Consider the following 24,172-nt stretch of genomic DNA (forward strand, 5'->3'; position numbering starts at 1 on the left):
GACTTGCCTCCGTTAACTCACGCCATTCTCGGCCAGCAACTGCCGATACTCTTCCAGCACCTCCGGATGTTCCGCCGGATACTCCGGTGCCAGCTGCTTTAACACTTCCGCCACCAGTGCCGCCACGATAGCACGGGCCACCGGCTTGCTGTCGCCGGGCACAACAAACCAGGGTGCATCGCCGGTATGGGTTGCCGCCAGCGCCTGCTCGGCATACTCCCGGTATGTGGCCCGCTGCTTCCAGCCTTCGATATCGGAATGATCGAATTTCCAGCGTTTCCTGGGCTTGTCCAGGCGCTTCAGCAACCGCCGTTTGTGCTCATCTTCCGACAGGTTGAGCCAGACTTTCACAATACAGGTGCCTTCAGACACCAGGTGCCGTTCGAAGTCACAGACTGCCTGGTACCGGGCCGGCCAGTTGTAGGTGTCTTCGGCCCGCACCGGCCACACCCGTTCGCCAATCACCGCTTCATGGTGGCTGCGGTTGAAGGCCACCATCTGGCCATAGGCCGGCAGGTAAGGCGTCACCCGCCACAGAAAATCATGGGCGGCCTCGGCCCCGGTTGGCCGGCTGAACGACCAGGCATGAAAGCCGGCAGGGTCTGCATAGGTGGCGAGTGTGCGGATCAGGCTGTCCTTGCCACTGGTATCCGGGCCATGGACCACCAGCAACAGCGCCTGCTTGCGGTTGGCCCAGAGCCTGCGCTGGTATTCCCCGATGTCTTCCAGGCTGGCCTCAAGCGATGGCACATCAGCGCTGTCATCCAGCTCTGTGGGGTAATGCCCCAGCCCCGGTTGTTTCGGGTTCAGAAACCAGGAACGGGCAAAGGCCGTGTACTTCATCAAGGAAACTCCCTAGGCCTGCCGGGCAGGTCAAGCTGTATGCAAACTGTTAAACTCAGGGTATCAACTTTCAGGATAGCAGCCAGCCCTGTGCTGCGATGGAGCCAGAACCCGGATATGAGCAAAAAACGTCGCGAGATTCCCGTTTTCGATCACCCGATCATTGAGACCCACTGCCACCTGGACTATCTGAAAGACCAGCCCCTGGCGGATATTCTCGATCACAGCCGGAACGTCAACATCGAAAAGGTCATCACCATCGCGGTGTCGCCGGACAACCTGGCGGCAGTGCGGGAACTGAGCCAGGCTGCCGACTGGGTGTACGGCACCCAGGGTGTCCACCCCCATGAAGCCGAGAGCTACACCGATGCGGTGGAAGCCGAAATCCGCCAGCACGCGGGCGACAGCAAGGTCGTCGCCATTGGCGAGATCGGCCTGGATTATTACTACGACAACGCCGACCGCGAAGTGCAGCGGGAAGTGTTCCGCCGCCAGCTGCAAATTGCCTGCGACACCAATCGCCCGGTGGTGATTCACAGCCGGGATGCCGATGACGACACCATCGCCATCCTCAAGGAATTCGAAAACACCCTGGAACGGCGCGGCGTCATTCACAGCTTTACCTCCGGCCCTGGCCTGGCGCAATACGCCCTGGACCAGGGCTGGTGTCTGGGCTTTAACGGCATCACCACCTTCAACAAGGCGGAGAACGTGCGGGACATCGTGCGCATGACACCCATCGAGCAGATTCTGCTGGAAACCGATGCCCCGTTCCTGACGCCGGTGCCCTACCGCGGGCGGGAGAACGCGCCCTTCTACCTGCCGTTCGTGGCGGAAAAAATCGCCGAGGTTAAAGAACTACCGCTCGGGCAGGTTGTGAGCCAGACTTATCAAAACAGTCTCAGGGTGTTTTTCCCGCAACCATGATCTCATCCGTTTTTCAGGTACTCGGCGGGCTGGCGTTGTTCATGCTGGCCATGGAAATGATGACCAACGGCCTGAAAAACGCCGCCGGCCATTCCCTGCGCCACCTGCTCGGCCACTGGACGCGCACCCCGATGCGAGGGCTGATGGCCGGCTTTGTGATTACCGGTATTGTGCAGCACTCCGGCGCGGTCACCGTGGCCACCATCGGCTTTGTTAACGCCGGCTTGCTGTCCCTGAAACACTCCCTGGGGGTGATCTTCGGCTCCAACATCGGCACCACCATGACCGGTTGGCTGGTGAGCCTGGTGGGCTTCGGTTTCAAAATCGAAGCCATTGCACTGCCCCTGCTGGCGGCGGGCGTGGGATTCCGCACCATCAGCCGCACGCCCCGAAACCAGTTTCTGGGAGAGGCCCTGGCCGGCTTTGCGCTGTTTTTCCTGGGCCTGTCGATTCTGAAAACCGCACTGGAATCCGCCGCCGGCGGCCTTACCAGCGGCGACATCATCAGCCCGGACTACGGCCTGCCAGCGTTCTTCATGATTGGCCTGATCGCCACCGTTCTGACCCAGTCCTCCAGTGCCTCGCTGGCCATTGTGCTGACTGCAGCTGCCGGTGGACTGATCCCGCTCGATAATGCCGCAGCAGCCGTGGTGGGTGCCAACCTGGGGTCTACCTCCACCGCTGCGCTGTCGGCCCTGAAAGCCACCGCCAACGCCCGGCGCCTGGCCATCGGCCATATTCTGTTCAACGTGGTGACCGGCATCATCGCCCTGCTGATCCTGCCGGTGATGCTCTGGATGGTCGCCACACTGACCGACCTGCTGGACCTGGAAGCCAACCCGGCAGTGTCGCTGGCCCTGTTCCACACCCTGTTCAACGTGTTGGGCGCCGCGGTAATGCTGCCGTTTATCACACCCTTTGCCCGTTTTCTGGGCCGGCTGTTCCGCAGCAAGGAAGAAGACAATGCCGAACCCCGGCACCTGGATGACACCCTGATCACCACCCCGGAACTGGCGATCGGTGCCGTGGACCAGGAGATGAAACGGCTGATCGGCCATACCCGGGGCCTGCTGAGGGTATGCCTGGACCGGGAAGGCCTGAATGTCGCCCAGATCCGCCCGAAAATGGAGGCCATCAAGTCCCTGAACAGCGCCATTACCGACTATATCGGGCGGTTGCGGGCGGAGAAAATGCAGGTCTCCATTGTCGATGCCCTGACGATCAGCGTTCGCACCTGTCGCTACCTGGCCGAAGCCACCGACCTGGCAGACCGGTTGCTGACCCTCAGGGAACTGGCAGACCGCACCGAATTTGCCGGTTCCAAACAGGCCTACAGCGACTATCTGGACACCCTGCGGGCACTGGTGGCGTCGGAAGAACCGGCTCCGGAATTGCTGGCGAAAACCGAACAGGTTTATCACAGCCTGAAGAACGACACCCTGCAGAAAATTGTCTGGCAGCGGCTGGCCACCACCCTCGGGGACCGGATGCTGGATACCCTCAGCTCGGTACGCCGGCTGAGCGACCAGTGGGCCAAGTCACTCTACTGGCGCGCCGGCACCGATATCCTGAACGGCTACCACCATCAGGAGCCGGTGCCGGAAAACCCGCAATAACCGTTACGGCCCGTGTTCTTGGCCTGGTACATGGCCTGGTCGGCCTGGCGCAGCAGCTGGTCGCCGTCGAGCTCCACAGGCTGGGGATACAGGGTGTAGCCGACACTGGCAGAGACTTCCACCATGTGGTCAGCCACCCAGACCGGCTCGGCAACCGCCGTCAGCAGCCTGTCCATCAGGTTTTCAATAGCATCCACATCGGCCACGTTCACTACGATGGCCGCAAACTCGTCGCCACCCAGCCGTGCCAGGGTATCTTCTTCCCGCAGCACCGTGCGCAGTCGCCGGGCCACTTCCACCAGTAACTGGTCACCGGCGTCATGGCCGAAGGCATCATTCACCGGTTTGAATTTATCCAGGTCGATATAAAGCACCGCCAACCGGTACTCCTGCCGCCGGGCCTGGGCCATGGCCTGCTGCAGGCGCTCGGCAAACAGCACCCGGTTGGGCAGGTTGGTGAGGGCGTCATAGTGCGCCATGGTGCGAAGCTTCTTCTCGGTTTCCTTGAGCCGGGTGATATCACTGAACACACCCACGAAATGGCTTTGCTCGCCCTGGTCATCCACCACGCTGCTCAGGGTCAGGCTCAGGATCAGCCGCCGGCCATCCCGGTTACGGCTGGCGAACTCGCCGCTCCATACTCCGTGTTTGCGGGCAGCCACCAGTATCGAGCTGCCTTCATCCACCGGCAGCGGTGGCAGGCGGCCTATTGCGGTGTTGCGGTCCCAGCCGGTAATCAGGAAGTAGGCCTCGTTGGTGTCGATGACCACACCATGGGCATCGGTGATAAAGATCGCTTCCCGGGCATTTTCAAACACCTTCAGGGCCAGCCGCTGGCGTTCTTCGGCCTGTTTCCGCCGGGTGATGTTGTACCAGGAACACAGCACCGAAGGTGTGTCGTCATCATTTTCGTAGACCGGGGCCAGGGTCATGTCCACCCACACGTGGCTGCCATCCTCCCGGCAGAAGAGCCATTCGGATTGCGCCACATCTCCTACCTGAACCCGCTGCAGCAGTCCCGCCAGCTTTCGGGCGGAGTCCTGGCCATCCGGCTGGCTCTCCGGGGAAAACCGCTCCAGGGGCTGGCCCAGCATGTCGGCGGCGGAGCGGCACTCCAGCAGCTCCACTGCGGCCCGGTTACAGTCACTCAGGGCCCGGCCACGGATCATCAGCATGGGCTGGGGCCAGCTTGCCACCAGCTCCTGAAGCCGGCGGCTTTCCCGGGACAGCTGGCGCTTCTTGCGGCCCAGCCAGATGCTGGTAGCCAGCAATAACAGCACCAACACGGTTACCACCGCTACCCATAGCCGGTACTGATGGAGTACATCCAGCCAGGTTACCTGGGGGACCTGGTCGTAAGGCGGCAGGCGCAGGCTGCGAGTCAGGTGTTCCACCGACTGGTAATCGGCCGGGGGCGCGAAGGAAGCCAGGCCTGCGGCCACGGCAGCCGGGTCGTCCGGTTCCAGGGCAAACAGGGCGGAGGCAATCTGGCGAATGGTGCGGGAATCCACATGGGGCAGCGACACCAGTGGCCATTCCGGATACAGGCGGGTTGAAAGCCGGAACGGATAGCCCCGGAGGTTCTGGGCGTTGATCACCTTCAGCGCGGTTTCCAGCCCCGGGTCTTCCTGCAGAAGTTCTTCCAGAACACCGGTGCGGATAAAGCCGATGTCGGTGTCTCCCGCCAGCACAGCCCGAACCACCCGGTCATGGTTACCCAGATAGATGATCCGGTTATCCCGCCGGATATCCAGGCCTGCCGACTGCAGCTCCAGGGCCTGGGCCTGGTAGCCTCCCAGATAGTGAAGGCCCGGGGTAGCAATGCTTTTGCCGCGCAAGTCTTCCAGAGTTTGAATATCGCTGCGCCCGGCTCGGGCGATGATCACACCGCCAATGCTGCCGGTAGTGATGCCGTTCCAGTCGCGCTGCAGGGTAGCCAGTACGCCGGTCAGGCTGCGCTCGCTGCGGATCATCAGGAAGTGGGCCGGATTGGTCAGGAAAAAATCAATGCGGTTGGAGGCAACCGCACGGTCCATTTCTTCCTGGGCCAGCACACGGATGGTGATATCCCTGCCGGTCTCCCGGCTCAGATAGTCCGCCAGCGGCTGATACTTTGCCATCACCAGGGGGTCGGGGCGGTATCCCAGCACCCCCAGCGTCACGCTATCCGCTTCTGCCGCCACCGGGAGCGGCGCCAGAACCAGCAGCACCAACAGCGCAATCGCCCGCCCCGGATTACCTGCAAGAACCGATAACCAACTCACTCTGCCCGCCTTGGCAGAAACTGCTGGCTGGCGATCCGTTCGTGTTCCGGGTGCTTGTCCATCAGTCCTTCCCGTTCCAGAAGCCCGGCCAGGCGTAGGGCCGTTGTTTCAATTGTTCCGTTCTTGGCGAGAGCTGGAGGAAGCGACGGCGGTGCATGAAAGGCTCCGAATAACACAATGTGTCGGATAGTAATACAGATGTCCTGCAGCCGCCTACCCGCAAGGGCCATCGGACCCAACCAGAACCCTGTTATTCAGCTTAGCCGAAAGACAGGAACACGCCCATCAACACCGGAGACAGAAACGACAGCAGGAAACCGGAGGCAATGGCCACCGGCACACAGGCCAGGCCGCCACTGCTGCGGATAACCGGCAAAGTAAAGTCCATCGCGGTGGCGCCGCCGTAACCGATGGCCATGGCCGGGCGAGCGGTGATCACCAGCGGAATCAACGCCAGGGCAATGATTTCCCGCAGCACGTCGTTCAGAAACGCCACGCCACCCCAGGCCGGGCCCAGGGCATCGCCAATGACAATGCCGGACAGGGAATACCAGCCGAAACCCGACGCCAGCGCCAGGGCCTGGTGCCAGGGCACCTGCAATACCGGAATCAACACCAGGCCCGCCACCAGGGAGCTTGCCACCAGCGCCAGGGCAATGCCCAGCCCCTGACGGTTCATCAGCAACTTGCGCAGGGAAAGGCCGGCATTACGTAATTGCAGGCCAATCAGAAACAGCAGAAACATCAAGGCACCGGTGGCCACATCGTCCACCAGCGGCAGCTCCGGAAACAGGAAATAACCCAGCAAAGCCCCCACAAGCACCGCCAACAGGGGTTTCAGCCCGGCCAGGAACAGGCGCCGGTAGCCCGGCCGGCCCTCGCCGGTTTGTTCCCCGGTATCCAGTGGCGCCCAGCGATGAAACAGCCACAGCCCCAGCATGTTCACTACCAGTAACACCAGTACCAGCGCGCTGACCTGTCCCGCCATGGTGCCCAGTTGCCCCAACAGCCCTTCCATCTGCCCAAGGCTCAGGCCCAGCAGTGCCAGAATGAAATACACCAGCCCTTCCACGGTGTAGTGAATCACCGTCATCAACCGGCGATTGGACAGGGCAAAGGCAAAGCCCAGAAATAATGGGGCAAGAATCAGCAAAGCGCCGGTGAGCATGGCAACCTCGGAAAAGAACGGCTAAGGGAAAGGATCAGTGCAGGCTGGCGCCCGAGCGATCCTGCACCAGTACCCAGGGCGCAATGACCACGGCCCAGAGTTCCGCGTTGCGGTCGTACCAGCCGCGCGCCAGGTCCGGTGCCACTTCACCCACCTGCCCGGAGGTCATCCACTGTTCGAACTGCGCCTTGTTGTCGGCGGTCAGTTCTGCGGCTACGTCCAGCAAGTCCAGCTCCGGCGCAACCCGCACAACTTGCCCGCGGGCGTAGTAGGTCTGCAGCTCGTGCCAGTGAATTCGGGAGGTTTCGAGGTTGAGTTTGGCTTTGATGTCGTCGCGTGGGGAGTCAGCCATGGCACCTTGTCTTCATTCAGGGATTAAGAAAAGGCCGCCAGCTTACCTGAAAATGCGGGGCAGGACACGGGGCCAGCCGGGCTGGCCCCGCAGGATGGCATCAGGCGGTGCGAAGCATCTCCCGCACCACATAGTGCAGGATACCGCCATGCTGGAAGTACACCGCCTCATTCGCGGTGTCGATCCGCGATTTGAGTTCACAGCTCTCGGTGGAGCCGTCCTTGTACTTCACGGTCATCTTCAGGGTCTGGCCCGGCTTGATCTCGCCGGACAGGCCTTCGATGCTGATGGTTTCCTCACCGGTGAGTTTCAGGCTCTTGCGATCCGTACCCTCCGGGAACTGCAGCGGCATCACCCCCATGCCGATCAGGTTGGAACGGTGAATACGCTCATAGGATTCCGCCACCACGGCTTTCACGCCCAGCAGGCGGGTACCCTTGGCGGCCCAGTCGCGGCTGGAGCCGGTGCCGTATTCCTTGCCGGCAATCACCACCAGTGGCGTGCCCTGCTCCTTGTACTTCATGGCGGCATCGTAGATGGCCATTTGCTCACCGGTGGGCACGAATTTGGTGAAGCCGCCTTCCACGCCGTCAAGCATCTCGTTGCGGATGCGCACGTTGGCGAAGGTGCCGCGCATCATAACCTCGTGGTTGCCCCGGCGGGAGCCGTAGGAGTTGAAGTCTTTCGGCTCAACACCATGTTCCTGCAGGTATTTACCGGCAGGAGTGTCCGGTTTGAAGGAACCTGCCGGGGAGATGTGGTCTGTGGTCACCGAATCCCCCAGCAGGGCCAGGATGTTGGCATCCTTGATATTCTCGATGGGCTCGGGCTTCTCGCCCATGCCTTCGAAGAAGGGTGGATGCTGAATGTAGGTGGATTTGTCACTCCACTCGTACACCTTGCTTTCCGGCACCTTGATAGACTTCCAGATGTCGTCGCCCTCGAAGACCTCGCCGTACTCCTTGCGGAACATGTCGGTCTTCACCTTCTCGACCGCCTCGGCGATTTCCGCCTGGCTCGGCCACAGGTCTTTCAGATACACCGGATTGCCGTCTTTGTCGGTACCCAGCGGGTCCCTGGTCAGATCCAGCCGCACGTTGCCCGCCAGGGCATAGGCCACCACCAGTGGCGGTGACGCCAACCAGTTGGTTTTCACCAGCGGGTGCACCCGGCCTTCGAAGTTGCGGTTACCAGACAACACCGAGGCGACGGTCAGATCCCCATCGGTAATGGCTTTCTCGACTTCATCCGGCAGCGGGCCGGAGTTACCGATGCAGGTGGTGCAGCCATATCCCACCAGGTTGAAACCCAGCTGGTCCAGGTCGTCCTGCAGGCCGGCCACTTTCAGGTAGTCGGTGACCACCTTGGAGCCCGGCGCCAGCGAGGTTTTCACCCAGGGCTTGATTTTCAACCCCTTCGCCACGGCCTTTTTGGCAATCGAGCCAGCCGCCATCATCACGCTGGGGTTGGACGTATTGGTGCAGGAGGTAATGGCCGCAATCACCACGGCACCCGGGTCCAGCCGACACTGCTCACCGTTCATTTCCAGCGGCTGGCTGGCGCGGTGTTCGAAATAGGCGCTCTGGGCGCCCACGGCGGTGCCGCCCCCTTCCGATTCCAGCTTGGCCTCACGGCTCTCCGCCGGGCCTTCGGCGGTTTCCATCAGCAGCTCGAACGAGGCCTTCAAGTTTTTCAGGGCCACCCGGTCCTGGGGCCGTTTCGGGCCGGCCAGGCTGGCTTCCACCTCGCCCATATCCAGTTCCAGGGTGTCGGTGTACACCGGCTCATGGCCAGGTTCCCGCCACAGGCCCTGGGCCTTGGCGTAATTTTCGACCAGTTCCAGCAGTTCCTCGTCGCGGCCGGTCAGGCGCATATAGGTGATGGTCTGCTCATCCACCGGGAAGAAGCCACAGGTAGCCCCGTATTCCGGCGCCATGTTGGCGATGGTGGCCCGGTCTGCCACGGGCATGTCTTTCAGGCCATCACCGTAAAATTCCACAAACTTACCCACCACGCCCTTCTTGCGCAGCATTTCAGTGACGGTCAACACCAGATCGGTGGCGGTGATGCCTTCCCGCAGCTTGCCGGTGATCTTGAAACCAATCACCTCCGGAATCAGCATGGAGACCGGCTGGCCCAGCATGGCCGCTTCCGCTTCGATGCCGCCCACACCCCAGCCGAGTATGCCCAGACCGTTGATCATGGTGGTGTGGGAATCGGTGCCCACCAGCGTGTCCGGGTAGGCGATAGTTTTACCGTCCACCTCCTTCTGCCACACCGTTTTGCCCAGATATTCCAGATTCACCTGATGGCAGATGCCGGTGCCCGGCGGTACCACCCGGAAGTTGTCAAAGGCCTGCTGGCCCCAACGCAGGAACTCATAACGCTCCTGGTTGCGCTCCATCTCTATGGCGACGTTTTCCTTGAAGGCCGACGGGTTACCATACTTGTCCACCATCACCGAGTGGTCGATCACCAGATCCACCGGCGATAAAGGATTGATCAGGGCGGGGTCTTTACCAGCGTTCTTCACGGCCTCGCGCATGGCCGCCAGGTCCACGACCCCGGGTACCCCGGTAAAGTCCTGCATCAACACCCGGGCCGGACGGAACTGGATTTCGGTATCCGAGCCGCGGTCTTTCAACCATTGCACCATGGCATCAATGTGGGAGCGGTCGACCGTCGTGTCATCTTCGTTGCGCAGCAGGTTCTCCATCAACACTTTCAACGAGAACGGCAGGCGGTTGAGGTCGCCCAGGGTGTCCGCCGCCTTCGGCAAACTGTAGTAGTGGTAGGTCTGGCCACCCGCGTTCAGGGTGGAGAGGGTATTCAGGCTGTCTTTACTCAGGGATGAACTCGACATGCGATGCCTCCTCTTCGGAAATCTCCTTTAACTATTGCATCGAATGGCGAGAGTTCAACTGCAGTCCCGTGAATGTTCCGCATTACCCCGGTGAATACTGTCAGTATCATCCGTGACCTGGCGTATACAAGTTACACAAAAAGACGATACTTAAGCCAATCCCGTACTGATACCGTACATACCTCAAATCTCTTCAGCTTTTACAGGAATCTCGCTTGCTGGCGCTTGATCATTTCTTTGTTCTGAATCCCGAGGCTGACAAACTGGTGTCGGGCCGATACGACTATGGCCTGGTGATGTTGTCTCTGCTGATCGCTGTGGGCGCTTCCTACCTGGGGCTAACCCTGGCTGCCGCTGCGCGCCGCAGCAACACCCTTTACATGCAGCGCCTGCACCTGTTCAGCGGTTCTGCCTCTCTGGGCTTTGGCATCTGGTCCATGCATTTTATCGGCATGCTGGCCTTTGAAATGCCCACCCATGTGCACTATCACCCCTGGATTACCGCGCTTTCCGCCGCTCCGAGCCTGTTTGCCTCCTGGGTAGCGCTCAGCCTCCTGGCCCGGCACGACCTGACCGGGCAGCGACTGATCGGTGGTGGCGTGGTGGTCGGGGCCGGAATCGGTGCCATGCACTATCTGGGCATGGCCGCTATGGAGATCGGGCCGGCACTTCGCTACGACCCAACGTTATTCGCACTGTCGATTGTGGTGGCGGTGATGCTAGGCACCCTGGCGCTGTGGATCAGCTTCGGACTGCGCCACAGAACGCGCCTGCGCGGGTACAAGCGCCGTTTACTCGCCGGTACCGTGATGGGGCTGGCCATCGCCGGCATGCATTACACTGCGATGGAAGCCGCCCGGTTTATCGGCCAGCCCGCCCCGGATTTTCTGCCCGGGAGCAACAGCCACACCATTCTGGCACTGACCATTGCATTCGTAACGGTAACGCTCAGCCTGCTCGCCTCCGGGGTCAACGCGGTAGCCCGTTATCGCGCCCTGATGAGGCGCAGTCAGGAAACCGCCAGCGAACTGCGCACCATTGTCGATGCCGCCGTAGATGGCATTATCAAAATTTCCGATCGGGGCATTGTGCTCTCCTTTAACGAATCCGCTGAACGCATCTTCGGTTACCGCGCTGATGAAGTCGTGGGCAAGAATGTCAGCATGCTGATGCCGAACCCCCATCGTGATGCCCATGACGGTTATCTGAAAAACTATTTGCGCACCGGGGAACGCAAAATCATCGGTTCCGGCCGGGAAGTCTGGGCTTTGCATAAAGACGGCCACCAGATTCCGGTTCGGCTAGGCATTGGGGAATCCCGGCTGGGCGGCATAAGCACTTTCGTAGGCTTCATCACTGACATTTCCGAACGCCATCGAATGGAAACCGATCTGCGCCGGGCGAAAGAGGAAGCTGAGCAGGCTGCCGCCGCCAAAAGCGCGTTTCTGGCCAACATGAGCCATGAAATCCGCACCCCGATGAACGCCATTATCGGCTTCACCGACCTGGTACTGGACACACCACTGGATGAAACTCAAGCACGGCATCTTGGCGTGGTGAAAACCTCGGCCCGGTCTCTGCTTAACCTGCTCAACGATATTCTGGACACCGCCAAACTGGACGGTGGTCATACCGAACTCGAACTGCAAGATTTCAACCTGCGCCGCCTCTGTGACCAGGTGATTGCCACCCAATCCCTGAATGCCAGGCGCAAAGGGCTGTATCTGACACTGGATTACCAGGCCGGAGAATACTATCAGGGCGATCCCTTGCGCATTCAGCAAGTGGTGCTGAATCTGTTAAGCAATGCCGTAAAATTCACCCAGACAGGCGGCGTCACCCTGCAGGTTCGGGAACCGGCTGCGCGCAAGGTCGTTATCCGGGTTGAGGATACCGGCATTGGCATTTCTGCCGATCGCATCGACAGGATTTTCGAACCGTTTACCCAGGCCGATTCCAGCATGACCCGTCGCTTTGGTGGCACTGGCCTGGGCACGACCATTGCCCGACAACTGGTGGAACTGATGGGTGGCACCATCAGCGTGACCAGCAGCCCGGGCGAGGGCTCGGTTTTCCAGGTAGAACTGCCCCTGCCTACCGGCCTGGCCGTGGACGAGGATACGCTGGCAGACCAGGAAATCGCGCTGCCACCCTTGCGCATTCTGGTTGCCGATGATGTGCCACAAAACCTGGAACTGCTGAGAACTTTGCTGCTTCACCGCAAACATGACGTCACCACGGCCGCCAACGGCCAAGAAGCGGTCGACCTCTACCTTAACCAGGCCTTCGATCTGATTCTGATGGACGTGCAGATGCCCGGCATGAATGGTCACGAAGCCACCCGGGCCATTCGGCAACAAGAGGCCGCCGCCCAACGCCGCTACACACCCGTGATCGCCCTGACCGCCAGCGTGCTGGAAGACGACCGCAGGCAGGCCCTGGAGGCGGGCATGGACGGCTTCGCCATCAAACCACTCAATCTGCCGGAACTCACCGGCGAAATGGCCCGGGTGCTGGGTATTGAGACCACCGAAACCACCAACGCCAGCCATGTCGCCGATGACAGCGTGCTGGATGCCGCAACGGTCAAGCAGCTCTGGCCGGATACCCGAAAACACCAACAGGCAGCCAAACACCTGTTGCAGGCAGCCGAGAACCAGCCCCGCGCCATCCGTCTAAGCTCCGACAACCCTGCGGCAGATGCCCACCGTGTTCGAGGCATTGCCGGTAATCTGGGTTTTCACCAGCTGGCGGCAACCCTCGCCAATCTGGAAACTCGACTGAAATCGGACAAACCGGTGCCGGAGGCCCTGTGGCAGGAATTCCAGGCCGATTTTGATCGGGCACAGCAGTGGCTGACCGAACAGCCTGGGGATTCTGAGATGCCCTCCGAAAGCGGGACAGAGCCTCATGCCATAGACTCGAAAACGCTGGCACAAGTGATCGAACGCCTGAGCCAGGGCGAGATTCCGGAGCGTGCTATCGAACAGTTAAAGCCAGGACTGCCCAGGGAGATCACCGATGCGATGAACGAGGCTCTCGATAACTTCGAACCACAGAAAGCTGCCGAACTTCTGATGACTTTTCGCGATACCCTGGAGGCCTCGCAATGCTGACCGACACCAAGACCCTGTTGCTGGTGGACGACGAGCCCGCCAACCTTCAGGTACTGCGTAACATACTTTCCGACCAATACCGGTTACTGTTCGCCAAAGATGGCGAGCGGGCGCTGGAACTGTCACGCAGCGAGAAACCGGATCTTGTTCTACTGGATGTGATGATGCCGGGCATGTCCGGTTACGAGGTGTGCAACGCTCTGAAAGCCGGCCAGGACACCCGCGCTATTCCGGTCATCTTTGTCACCGCCTTGTCCGATGCCGATGATGAGGCCCGGGGCTTCGAGCGGGGTGCTGTGGACTACATCACCAAACCGGTGAATGCAGCGATTGTAAAGGCCAGAGTCAAAAATCATCTGTCCCTGGTGCGTATGGACGAGCTGATAGAGACCCGGCTGGCCGTCGTTCAGCGGCTGGGGCGAGCGGCAGAATACAAGGACAATGAAACCGGCCTGCACGTTATCCGCATGAGCCATTTCTCACGGCTGATTGCACTGGAGGCCGGCCTCGGCGAAGCCTGGTCTGACACCCTGCTCAATGCCGCCCCGATGCACGATATCGGCAAGATCGGCATTCCGGACGCCATTCTCCAGAAACCTGGCAAGCTGGAGCCAGATGAATGGGCCATCATGCAACGCCACGCGGAAATCGGGGCGGAGATCATCGGAGAAGACGGCTCAGATCTGCTCAACATGGCGCGGGAAGTGGCCATGAATCACCACGAGAAATGGGACGGCAGCGGCTACCCGAAAGGCCTGAAAGGAAGCACCATTCCCATCTCTGCCCGGATCGTGGCCCTGGCTGATGTCTTCGACGCTCTCACCAGCGAGCGCCCTTACAAGAAAGCATGGTCGATAGAACAGGCAACGGATTTGATTCGCGAGCAAAGCGGCAAGCATTTCGACCCCGAGTTGGTCGAAGCCTTCTTCCGCTGCCTGCCGGCGATACTTGAGGTGCGCCAGCGTTGGCAGGAATCCTGATCGCGTCTCAGAGGAGCGCGGCCATGTCCGCCTCTCAACTGTGAACACAGCGGGTGCGGCTCGGGATGTGCTCGACATACATTGCCTCCTCGTGGAGTTTGTCTGGTAACACTCTATCCACTAACTATTGCACCGATAAGTGAGACTTCAACCGGCGCCGATGAATGTTCGACATTTCCTTGGTGAATAGTCACTTGCGTTGACACGGCCGGCAATCTGAACAATGCTGGTCTATGGTTTCAACCCAACGTTACCCGACACCACAGGCGGCAACTTGACCAAGGTACCTTCCGTTAACCTGCCAGCCCTGAACCTGGCAGGATTAACCGCTATCAACACAACACCTTAAAATGAACTAATCTGTGATCAAAACAGACACTTTCAGGACTCTTTGATCTTTGATCCCGACAAACGACTACCTGACTCGAGCGCCCGTTGTTGGTATCGGCGCCTCAGCAGGCGGCCTTGAGGCAACCACCCAGGTTCTCAGAAACCTCGGGCCGGAATTGCCTTTCGCCTATGTTGTTCTGCAACACGTCTCGCCCACCCACAAAAGCCTGCTGCCGGAAATCCTGGGGCGGGAAACCCGACTGACAGTCCGTACCATGGAACACGGCGGGGCACCCGAGGCCGGCGTGGTGTACGTCGTGCCGCCCAACAGCAACGCGGCCATCCATGAAGGCCGGTTTGTCCTGGTGCCGGCAAAGCCGGAGGTATTCCCGAAACCTTCAATCAACGATTTCTTCATTTCGCTGGCTGCGGAATTCGAGGAAGCCGCCATCGGCCTTATACTGTCCGGCACCGGATCAGACGGCACTGCCGGCCTGCGGGCCATAATGGCCGCCGGCGGCATGACACTGGTGCAGGACCCCGCCACGGCAAAATACGATGGCATGCCCCGGTCCGCCATTGAAGCCGGTGTTGCAGACCGGGTGCTGAAGCCGGAAGACGTGGGCAGCGAGCTCGGCAAGCTGGCCACGGTCCAGAAACTGATTGCCTCGAGTGACGAAGAACACCGCATTCCCGACACCCTGCTGGAACTGCTGCAGGAGCGCAAAGGCGTGGATTTTTCCGGCTACAAATCCGGCACCCTTTCCAGGCGAATGCGCAGAAGAATGGTGGCAACCGGCAACACCACCCCCGATGAATACACTGCGCTTGTAACCGGGACGCCGGAAGAGCTGGATGTGCTGGCCCGGGACATCCTGATCTCCGTTACAGCATTTTTCCGTGACATCACCGCGTTCGACACCTTGCGCAGCCATGTGGAAGAGCTGTGCCGGAAGTCGGTCGATGCCCGGTCAGAGATCCGGGTCTGGGTGGCCGGGTGTGCGACCGGGGAAGAAGCCTATTCCGTTGCCATGCTGTTTGAAGAGGCCTTGTCCGGCGAAGAGACGCCGCCACCGGTTCAAATCTTCGCGACTGATATCGATGAAGATGCTCTTGCCTTTGCCCGCCGGGGGCTCTATCCGGCGGCGGCCCTGGACGCCCTGGGACCGGAGCGGCTGGAACGGTTTTTCCGCCCCTACAACAACGCCTTTGAAGTGGGCAAACGCCTGCGGGATATGGTGGTGTTTGCCCGCCACAACCTGGTCAGCGATCCCCCCTTCCTCCGCATGGACCTCATTACCTGCCGGAACGTGCTGATCTATTTTGACGGCGACCTGCAAAACCGGGTTCTGAAACGCTTCCATTTTGCCCTGAAGAAACAGGGGCTGCTGTTTCTGGGCCGCAGCGAAAGCGTGACTCACTCCGAAAGCATTTTCCTGCCACTGGACCGTAAGGAGCGGCTGTTCCGCAAAAAAAACGGCAACCCGGCCACCCAGACAGCGACCAGCCCGCCGGTCGCCATGGCACTTCAACACCGCAGGCAGCGGGACCAGGAAATAGAGCACCTTCTGGATGGCGTGGTTACCCACCTGAATGCCACCGTTGCCCTGTGTGATGCCAGCGGCAATATCATCCACACCGCAGGCGATGTGGAACGGTTTTTCCAGTTCCCCCGGGGCCGAACCCAGATCCACGTTGCCGAAGTCATTGTCGAGCCGTTCCAGGCCGAGTTGATGTCGATGCTGCATCAGCTCAACCGGCGCTCGCAGGTTTATCTCGGCCGCAGCCGGGAGTTCGGCGAAGATGTCTGGAGATTATCCGTCCGCCCCATTCCCGGACGCGACGACGCGCATATTCTGGTGCTGCTGGAACCGGCCCTCAAGGCAAGGCACTCCGGTACCAGCCACCTGCAGGCTAATAATGAAAATTCCGAAGACGAACTGACCGCAACCCGGGAGCACCTGCAATCGCTGATCGAGGAGCTGGCCACTGCAAACGAGGAAATGCAGTCCCTGAACGAGGAGGCCCAGGCGTCCAACGAGGAACTGCAGGCCACCAACGAAGAACTCGAAGCGGCCAACGAGGAGCTACAGGCCACCAACGAAGAGCTGATGAGCCTGAACGAAGAGCTCAACGTTAAGTCCGCCGAGCTTCTTGCCCTGAACGAAGAATACACCCACGTTTACGATGCCATCGAATTTCCCATCATGGTGTTCGATGACAACCTGCGCCTGCGCCGTTTCAACGCCGCCGCCAGCCGCTACTTCGGTCTGCGCTCTACCGCCTTGCAACAACACGTCAGCCGGGTACGCCTGCCCGAAGAACTACGGTCACTGGAAGACTGTCTGGAATATGCAGCCAAACAGGCCGAGCCCCGGGAAAAACTGATTATTCACCATACCCGCCAGTTACAACTGGTGGTTACACCGGGGCTGGGCTCAGGCCGCCATGCGGAGTTGCTGGTGGCCACGCTGGTGGATGTGACCGAGATTCGCGAAACCGAGTCGGAGCTCAGGCAATACCGGGTACAGCTGGATACGCTGATGGAAAACACCATCGTGCACCTGGCCACCAAGGATCTTTCCGGCAAATACCAGTACGCCAACCCTGCCTTTATCCAGGCCTATGGTCTTGGGGATACGGAAATAGAGGGCAAGAACGACTTCGAGCTGTTTCCGGAATCCTTTGCCGGGGCCTGCTGGACCAATGACCTTGAAGCCATGCGCACCGGAAAGGTCATCGTGGCAGAACATACCTTGCCGGGCTCGCCGGACAAGGTTTTCAAGACTGTACATCAGGTACTCCGGGACGAAAACGGCCACCCGAACCTGATCATCAACGAGTCGGAAGACATCACCGAATGGAAGGCCGCCGCGCAGCAACTCCAGATATCCGCCAAGGTCTTCGAACACGCGGGCGAAGCTATTGTGGTCACCGACAGGGATACGGTTATCACAACCATTAACCAGGCGTTTACCCGCATCACCGGGTACACCGAGCAGGAAGCCATCGGCCGGAAAATCGGCGACCTGGTGAAGTCCGGCAAAACCCCGAAATCCCTGTACGCAAAAATGTGGCATGCGTTGGAGCAGGACAGCTTCTGGCAAGGGGAGATCACCAATCGCCGTAAGAACGGCGAGATCTTCCCGCAATGGCTGACCATCAACCGGGTAGACCAGGGCCGTGACAGCGACCACTTTGTTGCCGTGTTCTCGGACATCACCGAGCTTAAGCAAAGCCAGGAAAAGGCGGAATACCTGGCCACTCACGATGCCCTGACTGGCCTGCCCAACCGTGCCCTGTTCCAGGACCGGCTGGACCTGGCCATTGCACAGGCACAACGCCAAGATTCCATGGCTGCACTGATTTTCATAGACCTGGACAACTTCAAGAACATCAACGACACCCTGGGCCACGACATTGGTGATGAGCTGTTGATCGAAGTGTCCACAAGGCTCGGCCATCTTGTTCGGGACATGGATACGGTTGCTCGCCTGGGCGGTGATGAGTTTACCGTGATTCTGCCCGATACCGACTTCAACGGCGCCGAGCGGGCAGCTGACCGGATCATCCAGGCAATGCGGGAACCGGTCATCATCCGGGGAAAATCCCTGTTTGTCTCGGCCAGTATTGGCGTGGCTTTCTACCCGGAAGACGGAGAAAGCGCCCAGAGCCTGATCAAGGCAGCCGATACCGCCATGTACCGCGCCAAGGAAAACGGCCGCGACCGGTTCGAGCTGTTCAAGGCTGAGCTGCAAGCGCAGATGCAGAAACAGGCAGACCTGGAGGATGCGCTTCGCACAGCACTGGGCAGCAACCAGCTGCGCCTGGTGTTCCAGCCCAAGTTTACCGCAGATGCCGAATGCCGGATTGTCGGGGCCGAGGCTCTGTTACGCTGGCAACACCCAGAACTGGGCAACATTCCGCCGGCCGAATTCATTCCGGTAGCGGAAACGTCCGGCCTGATTCGTGACATCGACCGTAAAGTCATGCAATTGGCCATCCAGGCCGTCTCCGGTTGGCGAGCGCAAGGCCTGGACCCGGTACCGGTCGCCGTCAACGTATCCGGCCGGAGTTTTCAGGACGAGCACTTCCCCCATACGCTGATCCAGCGCCTTGATCGTTATCGCGTACCGCCGTCCATGATTCAGCTGGAAATGACGGAAAGAACACTGGTTGACCAGAGCGTGACGGCATTGGGTAACATAGAAAACCTGCGCCTGGCGGGTATCCGGTTATCCGTTGACGACTTCGGTACCGGCTATTCATCCCTCAGTTATCTCAAGCGCTTGCCGTTGGCGGAACTGAAAATCGACAAGAGTTTTATTGACGGTGTCGGCGGGCTCGACAAAAACGATGAGGCAATTGCCCGCGCCATACTGGCCATGGCATCGGCGCTGAATCTGCACACGGTTGCCGAAGGCGTAGAAACCGAACAACAGCAGCAATGGCTGGCCGAAAACGGCTGCGACTATATCCAGGGTTACCTGTGTGCACGGCCCATGGAACACGACGACTACAGCAATTTGCTAATGACTGGTAAACACCCATGACGGTAACTGGCGGTTTTATTGAGCAGTGCGAGCAGGAACAACTGCACCTGTCCGGCGCCATCCAGAGCCACGGTGCCCTGCTGGTGGCCAGCGAGGCCAACATCATCAGCCATGCCTCCGCCAACATCACGGACTGGCTGCCGGACGATCAGGGCATCAGCGTTGGCCAGCCACTGCCGGATGGCTTGTCAGCACTGGCACAGCGGCTGAAACCGGAACCGGGCAGCCGGCTGCGTTTCGTGAATGCCCCGGTAGACGGGTGCCATTGCTCGATGATCCTTACCCGCAGCAAAGACCAATCGGTTGTGTTCGAGTTATTGCCGGTTGAAGGCAGCGACCCGGAACAGGCCTCTGCCGGCCGACTCCACCATTTCCGGGAGTTCGCCAGTAACGATGAGATTCAGCGGGCACGGGAGCAGTTAACCGAAAAGGTGCTCCAGGCCAGCGGTTTCGATCGCGTTCTGTATTACCGTTTCCGCCAGGATGGAACCGGCGAGGTACTGGCCGAATCTGTCGGGCCTGCCGCACAGGGGCAATATCTGGGCCTGAGATTCCCCGCCAGCGATATTCCGAAAATTGCCCGGGACCTGTACAGGCAGTCGCCTTGGCGCACCATCCCCGACGCCACTGCCGGCAACATCGGGATCTTTGGGCGTGAGGACACCCCGCCCGACCTGAGCTATGTTGATCTGCGCAGCGTGTCGCCGGTACACCGGGCCTATATGCACAACATGGGGGTTGTCGGCTCTGCTTCGTTTCCGGTGATGGTTGCCGGAGAACTGGTGGCCCTGATTTCCTGCCATGCCAGCCGCCCCCTGCGCCTTAGCCTGCCCACACTGAACATGCTGAACGACCAGGTAACCTCCTATGCCCTGGCGTTGAAGGAATTCCGGACACGGGAGCGCATGAACCTGTTGAGTGCCGTCAGGTCCCGGACCGACTACTTGAAACACCGGATAACAGAAGCTGGCGGCCTGGTGCAAAACTGGGACGGTATCAGCGAGCGCCTTCTGGGAGAGTTCGAGGCCGATGGCGTTGTCCTTGAAACCGGGCAGGAGCTGCTCCAGGCAGGCTTGCAGGCGGAGCCGGAAACCCTGGAAGCCCTGGTTGCATGGCTTTGCAGCGAGACGAATGAAAGAACCCTCAAACTGTCCGATCACCTGCAGGCTGATTGCCCTGACATGCCCCTGTCAGAAGTAGCCGGTGCCATGGCCTTGCGCTTCCGGCGGGCTGACGGCCTGGATGGCTACTGCATGTTCCTGTGCAAGGAAGAAACACAGGAAATTGCCTGGGGCGGCCGCCCCGACAAACCACCGGAAGACAGTCAGGGGTCGCTTGGAATTACGCCCAGGCGTTCCTTTGAACGCTGGCTGGAAACCCGGATGGGGCATTCCGGCCCCTGGCCGGAACTGGCCCAGCTCAAACTCTACAAATTCCGGGAGCTGCTCGTTGAACTGCTGCACTGATAACACCGGCCAATGACCACGCTCCGTCAATTTTTGCAGCAGGGCACGGCCCGGGCTCACCAACAGCTGGATTCGCGCCCGGAACTCAAGCGCCTGCTCAGGCCGGGGCTTTGCATGGATGCCTATCTCGAGAGCCTTCAGGCTCTCGGGCTCGCATTCGGGCAAGCTGAAGAGGTGCTGGCAGAACAACCACCGATGCCGGAATTACCGCGCTACCAGCCGCGGGCCGCAGCCATTAACCGCGACTTGCAGGTACTGGACGGGCAAATCCCGGGGGCAGGGGCCCGGACCGGGCTATTGCCGCCAACCCGAACCACTGGAACCGGACTGGGTATCCGCTATGTACTGGATGGCTCATCCCAGGGCTCCGGGTTTATTTACCCGAAACTGTGCCGCCACCTTCCCGAGCTGGGCGCCCCGGAATGCAGCCATTACTGGCAGGTTCAGCAGACAGCCGGGCGATACTGGCCCGAGCTTTGTGCCCTGCTCAACCAACCCCACCCGGACAACCTCTGCGAGCAGGCACTCGAAGGAGCCCTGTGGACGTTCACCGTGTTTGAACGCGCCTTCCGGTGACCATGCCGGAACGTGAACACAATGGCTGCGACCCCCTGCCAGTTCTGTCATCATTAGCGCCTGTTTTCTGACGGACCAGGATCCTCTCCGTGAAGCACGATTGTCATTACCACCCGGGCGAGCCTGCCAAGTGGCATTGCGGTGAATGCCAGATGCACTATTGCACCCGCTGTATGCCCGATGCCGACACCCGGCAGCGCCGGGCCCTTTGCCCCCGCTGCAGCAAGGCCATGCGTTATCTGGGCGCCGCCACCGAAGTGGTCCCTTTCTGGCAACGGGTAGGCGCGTTTTTCCGCTACCCGTTCCATACCGACCCGCTGATCGTCATCGCCATCTGCACCCTGGTGCCGCTGATTGCACCACCCAACCTGATCGGCCTGCTGATCTGGATTGTGCTGGCACTGGCGCTGTTCAAGTACACCTACGCGGTGATCAACCACACCGCCGAAGGCCACCTCAAGCCACCACCCGTGGCCGTCGCCTTTACCGGTAGCGGGTTCAATATCGTGATTCTGCAGCTACTGGTGTTTGTTCTGATGGGCGGCCTTGTGGGCGCCGCCGCCATGATCGGCGGGCCGATCCTGATGATGCTGGCACTGGCCTTTGCGGTACTGGCCCTGCCCGCCAGCATCATGGTGCTGGCCATGGAGCGGTCGGTGGGTGCCGCAGTAAACCCCATGAACCTGGCGGTACTGATCTCCCGAATCGGCACCCCCTACTTCCTGCTTTATGGCTACCTGATTCTGCTGACCCTGGCCTCCGGTGCAGCCCAGGACTTTGCCGTTAACCACTTCCCCATGTGGGTAGCGCAACCGCTGGCGGGCTTTCTGAACAGTACCTTCACCCTGATCCTGTTCCACATGCTCGGTTACCTGCTGTTCCAGTACCAGGAAGAACTGGGCTTTGCGTCAGACTTGCAGGATGAGGAAGGTATAACCGAAAACCACCAGCGGGATCGCAGCAGCCGGTTTGATGCCGACCTGGACATGAACCTGAAAGACGGCAACTACGACCGGGTACACAGCATGCTGCTGGACGCCCTGAAGAATGACCGGGATAACCCGGTGCGCATTGGCCAGCTATACCAGCTGCTGACCGCCCGGAACGATACCCGGGAGCTGTACCGGTTCCACCCCAGAATCATGGCCTGGCTGGCCGCGCGACAGGATGGTGACGGGCTGAACCGGCTGGTAGAAACCCTGCAAACGCTGGAGCCCGGCTTCAAGCTCGAAGACCCGGAACTGGCAGTAACCTGTGCCACCACCCTGTATCACCGGGGCCACCCGAAAACGGCTATCCGCCTGCTGCAGGACTTCCACAAACGCTTCCCGAACAGTGACCAGCTGGCACCCGCCTACCTGATTGTGGCCCAGGCCCTGGCCAATGGCCTTCAGCAATGGGAGAAGGCCAGCGCCTTCCTGGCGTTTATCCAGAAGCGATGCGCCGGCCATCCGGTGCACCAGGATATTGAGGTGTGGCTGGAACAGGCCCGGAACCACCAGCCCCTGAAGGGCCCGAAAGCCAGCTTTCAGGTGCCGGACTAGCCCCTTAACAACTGCCGGTAATGCCGAGCCTTGGGTTCCATCTGCAGCTTTTCGAACTCGGCCAGCAGTAACCGGCAGGCTTCCTGCACCATATCCGGCTCAGCCTTAAGGCGCATGCGTTCGAAGGCCTTTTCAGCGGCTTTCAGGTCGTGGTTTTTCAGGCTGGTGAACAGCACCCGGTTATGGTCTTCCACCGCCAGCGGGTGATGGGCTTCGCCCTTGCTGAGGTACTCGTTCCAGACTTCCAGCATCTGTTCTGGCTGCCGCCGGTTCATGGCATCGGCCATCAGGGTTCGGGCCAGGTCCCGGTATTCCGGCAGGTCCGGGCGCAACTTGGCCAGCTGGTACAGGTGCTCCAGCAATACCGTTCTGTCCGGATAGTTTTCCCTTAAAGCCTCGAACTGGCGCCGGGCCAGGTCGAATTCCATACGGCCAACACTGGCCATGGCCTGGGCATATCCTCGGGTAAACTGCTCGTCTTGCTGCTCCGGTTCCGGCTCGAAGAACTCTTCTTTTACCTGCAACCAGCTCTTGCCCAACAGCCAGACCAGCGCAGCCCCCGCCAGCAGGCCGCCGGCGTGGGCCATGTAGGCAATACCGGTAGCTCCGGCGAACCAGTAATCGTAGATCTCCTTGCCCAGCCACACCGGCAGCATGGCAATGGCCGGCGCCCGGAAGTAGTTGAAGTACACACCAAGGAAGTAGAAAAACCGGATTTTCTGCAAGCCATAGATGGCCACGTACATACCCATCAGCCCGGATATGGAACCGGATGCGCCCACCAGCGGGATCTGGCTGCCCATGGAAAACCCGGTAAATACCAACCCGGACAGGGCCCCGCACACCAGGTAGGCCACCAGGAATTTGCCCGGGCCCAGCGCCCGCTCCACGGTAAAACCGAGCAGGAACAGAAACAGCAGGTTGCCGATGATGTGGCCCCAGCCCCCGTGCAGGAACTGGTAGGTGATCAGGGTATACAGCGACAAGTCAGACGGCACCAGCCCCAGCTGGAAGGCGCTCATGTGGCTGATCCACTGCTCCTCGATGGCCCCGCGCTGCTCCGACCACTGGTTGCGCTCGGCTACCGACCAGATCAGGTCCCGGTTGTCTTGCAGGTACTGGTAATAATCCCGGTCAAACAGCAGGGTAACGGCCTGCCAGCCTTGTTCACCCTGCTCCCTCAGGGCCTGGAATTCCTGCAGCTCCAGCACACTCTGCTGGTCGCCTTCGAAGCGGATTTCCCGCTGCAGGTAGTCTTCGTAGGCGGGGGCTTCCAGTGCCAGCAGGTTGCCATCGAGGTACTGCTCGATGGCTGCGTCCAGCTTGCGGTCGTCTGCTCCCTGATAGAACAGGAACACCATGACACAGGCCATCATCAGGCCCAGGGTTACCCAGGGCGGGCGTTTCCAATTGATGGCGTTTTCGGCGGGGATAATCAGCATGGGCGGTCACAATTCATCATAATCTGTCCCTGAAAAGCTGTTTTTTACCACAGCGGGGCCTTCTTTTCGCGGTGTAATGTCATCACCAGGTCACACAAATGCCATTCAATCGGTGACCAACAACCCCGTCAG

The 24,172-nt window shown here is 60.2% G+C and carries 14 protein-coding genes; 8 read left to right on the top strand and 6 right to left on the bottom strand.

The features are described from left to right. Positions 1 to 12: 12 nt before the first annotated feature. Positions 13 to 843: a polyphosphate kinase 2 family protein gene (locus H3Z84_RS08065; RefSeq protein ID WP_199457105.1), complete on the bottom strand. Its 831-nt coding sequence runs from the start codon at positions 841 to 843 to the stop codon at positions 13 to 15. Positions 844 to 960: 117 nt separating this feature from the next. Here H3Z84_RS08065 and H3Z84_RS08070 point away from each other — a divergent pair, with 117 nt between their 5' ends. Both H3Z84_RS08070 and H3Z84_RS08075 read left to right on the top strand, forming a co-directional pair. Further along, positions 961 to 1,770 carry a TatD family hydrolase gene (locus H3Z84_RS08070; RefSeq protein ID WP_199457106.1) on the top strand — a complete coding sequence of 270 codons (810 nt, stop codon included), beginning with the start codon at positions 961 to 963 and terminating at the stop codon, positions 1,768 to 1,770. Continuing rightward, entirely contained in the window at positions 1,767 to 3,386 is a 1,620-nt protein-coding gene (locus H3Z84_RS08075; protein WP_094624888.1) for a Na/Pi cotransporter family protein, read from the top strand. The genes H3Z84_RS08070 and H3Z84_RS08075 overlap by 4 nt, the downstream gene beginning before the upstream one ends. Here the strand turns inward: H3Z84_RS08075 and H3Z84_RS08080 are convergent. From H3Z84_RS08080 to acnA, 4 genes are all read right to left on the bottom strand, one after another. Continuing rightward, entirely contained in the window at positions 3,356 to 5,650 is a 2,295-nt protein-coding gene (locus H3Z84_RS08080) for a diguanylate cyclase domain-containing protein (protein ID WP_323126977.1), read from the bottom strand. The two genes, H3Z84_RS08075 and H3Z84_RS08080, sit on opposite strands and share 31 nt — an antisense overlap. Before the next feature lie 259 nt (positions 5,651 to 5,909). Further along, positions 5,910 to 6,818, bottom strand: coding sequence for a lysine exporter LysO family protein (locus tag H3Z84_RS08085; protein ID WP_199457107.1), 909 nt, complete (start codon positions 6,816 to 6,818; stop codon positions 5,910 to 5,912). A 34-nt stretch (positions 6,819 to 6,852) separates the two neighbouring features. Then, positions 6,853 to 7,170 (bottom strand): DUF2288 domain-containing protein, encoded by a 318-nt coding sequence (locus H3Z84_RS08090; RefSeq protein WP_022988554.1) that lies wholly within the window; start codon positions 7,168 to 7,170, stop codon positions 6,853 to 6,855. Between the two features lie 100 nt (positions 7,171 to 7,270). Next, the gene (gene acnA / locus H3Z84_RS08095) at positions 7,271 to 10,033 is read right to left on the bottom strand and encodes an aconitate hydratase AcnA (protein ID WP_199457108.1); all 2,763 of its coding nucleotides are present in this window, start codon (positions 10,031 to 10,033) and stop codon (positions 7,271 to 7,273) included. Between the two features lie 215 nt (positions 10,034 to 10,248). Between acnA and H3Z84_RS08100 the strand changes: the two genes are divergently transcribed. The 6 genes from H3Z84_RS08100 to H3Z84_RS08125 all read left to right on the top strand — a co-directional run bounded on the left by H3Z84_RS08100 (position 10,249) and on the right by H3Z84_RS08125 (position 22,598). Beyond that, complete coding sequence (locus H3Z84_RS08100) at positions 10,249 to 13,149, top strand: MHYT domain-containing protein (RefSeq protein ID WP_199457109.1); 2,901 nt, start codon at positions 10,249 to 10,251, stop codon at positions 13,147 to 13,149. Further along, a complete protein-coding gene (locus H3Z84_RS08105; protein WP_199457110.1) occupies positions 13,143 to 14,129 on the top strand; it encodes an HD-GYP domain-containing protein in 987 nt (328 codons plus the stop codon). The genes H3Z84_RS08100 and H3Z84_RS08105 overlap by 7 nt, the downstream gene beginning before the upstream one ends. A 398-nt stretch (positions 14,130 to 14,527) precedes the next feature. Next, positions 14,528 to 19,012, top strand: coding sequence for an EAL domain-containing protein (locus H3Z84_RS08110; protein ID WP_199457111.1), 4,485 nt, complete (start codon positions 14,528 to 14,530; stop codon positions 19,010 to 19,012). Further along, positions 19,009 to 20,478, top strand: a complete 1,470-nt coding sequence (locus H3Z84_RS08115; protein WP_199457112.1) for a GAF domain-containing protein — start codon at positions 19,009 to 19,011, stop codon at positions 20,476 to 20,478. The genes H3Z84_RS08110 and H3Z84_RS08115 overlap by 4 nt, the downstream gene beginning before the upstream one ends. Positions 20,479 to 20,490: 12 nt before the next feature. Next, positions 20,491 to 21,054 (top strand): biliverdin-producing heme oxygenase, encoded by a 564-nt coding sequence (locus tag H3Z84_RS08120; RefSeq protein WP_199457113.1) that lies wholly within the window; start codon positions 20,491 to 20,493, stop codon positions 21,052 to 21,054. Positions 21,055 to 21,143: 89 nt separating this feature from the next. After that, positions 21,144 to 22,598: a B-box zinc finger protein gene (locus H3Z84_RS08125; RefSeq protein WP_199457114.1), complete on the top strand. Its 1,455-nt coding sequence runs from the start codon at positions 21,144 to 21,146 to the stop codon at positions 22,596 to 22,598. Here the strand turns inward: H3Z84_RS08125 and H3Z84_RS08130 are convergent. Then, positions 22,595 to 24,040, bottom strand: coding sequence for a rhomboid family intramembrane serine protease (locus tag H3Z84_RS08130; protein ID WP_199457115.1), 1,446 nt, complete (start codon positions 24,038 to 24,040; stop codon positions 22,595 to 22,597). The genes H3Z84_RS08125 and H3Z84_RS08130 overlap by 4 nt on opposite strands. Positions 24,041 to 24,172 lie beyond the last annotated feature (132 nt).

Origin of the sequence: Marinobacter sp. bablab_jr003 (assembly GCF_016464245.1) — a bacterium.
GTDB lineage: Bacteria > Pseudomonadota > Gammaproteobacteria > Pseudomonadales > Oleiphilaceae > Marinobacter > Marinobacter vinifirmus.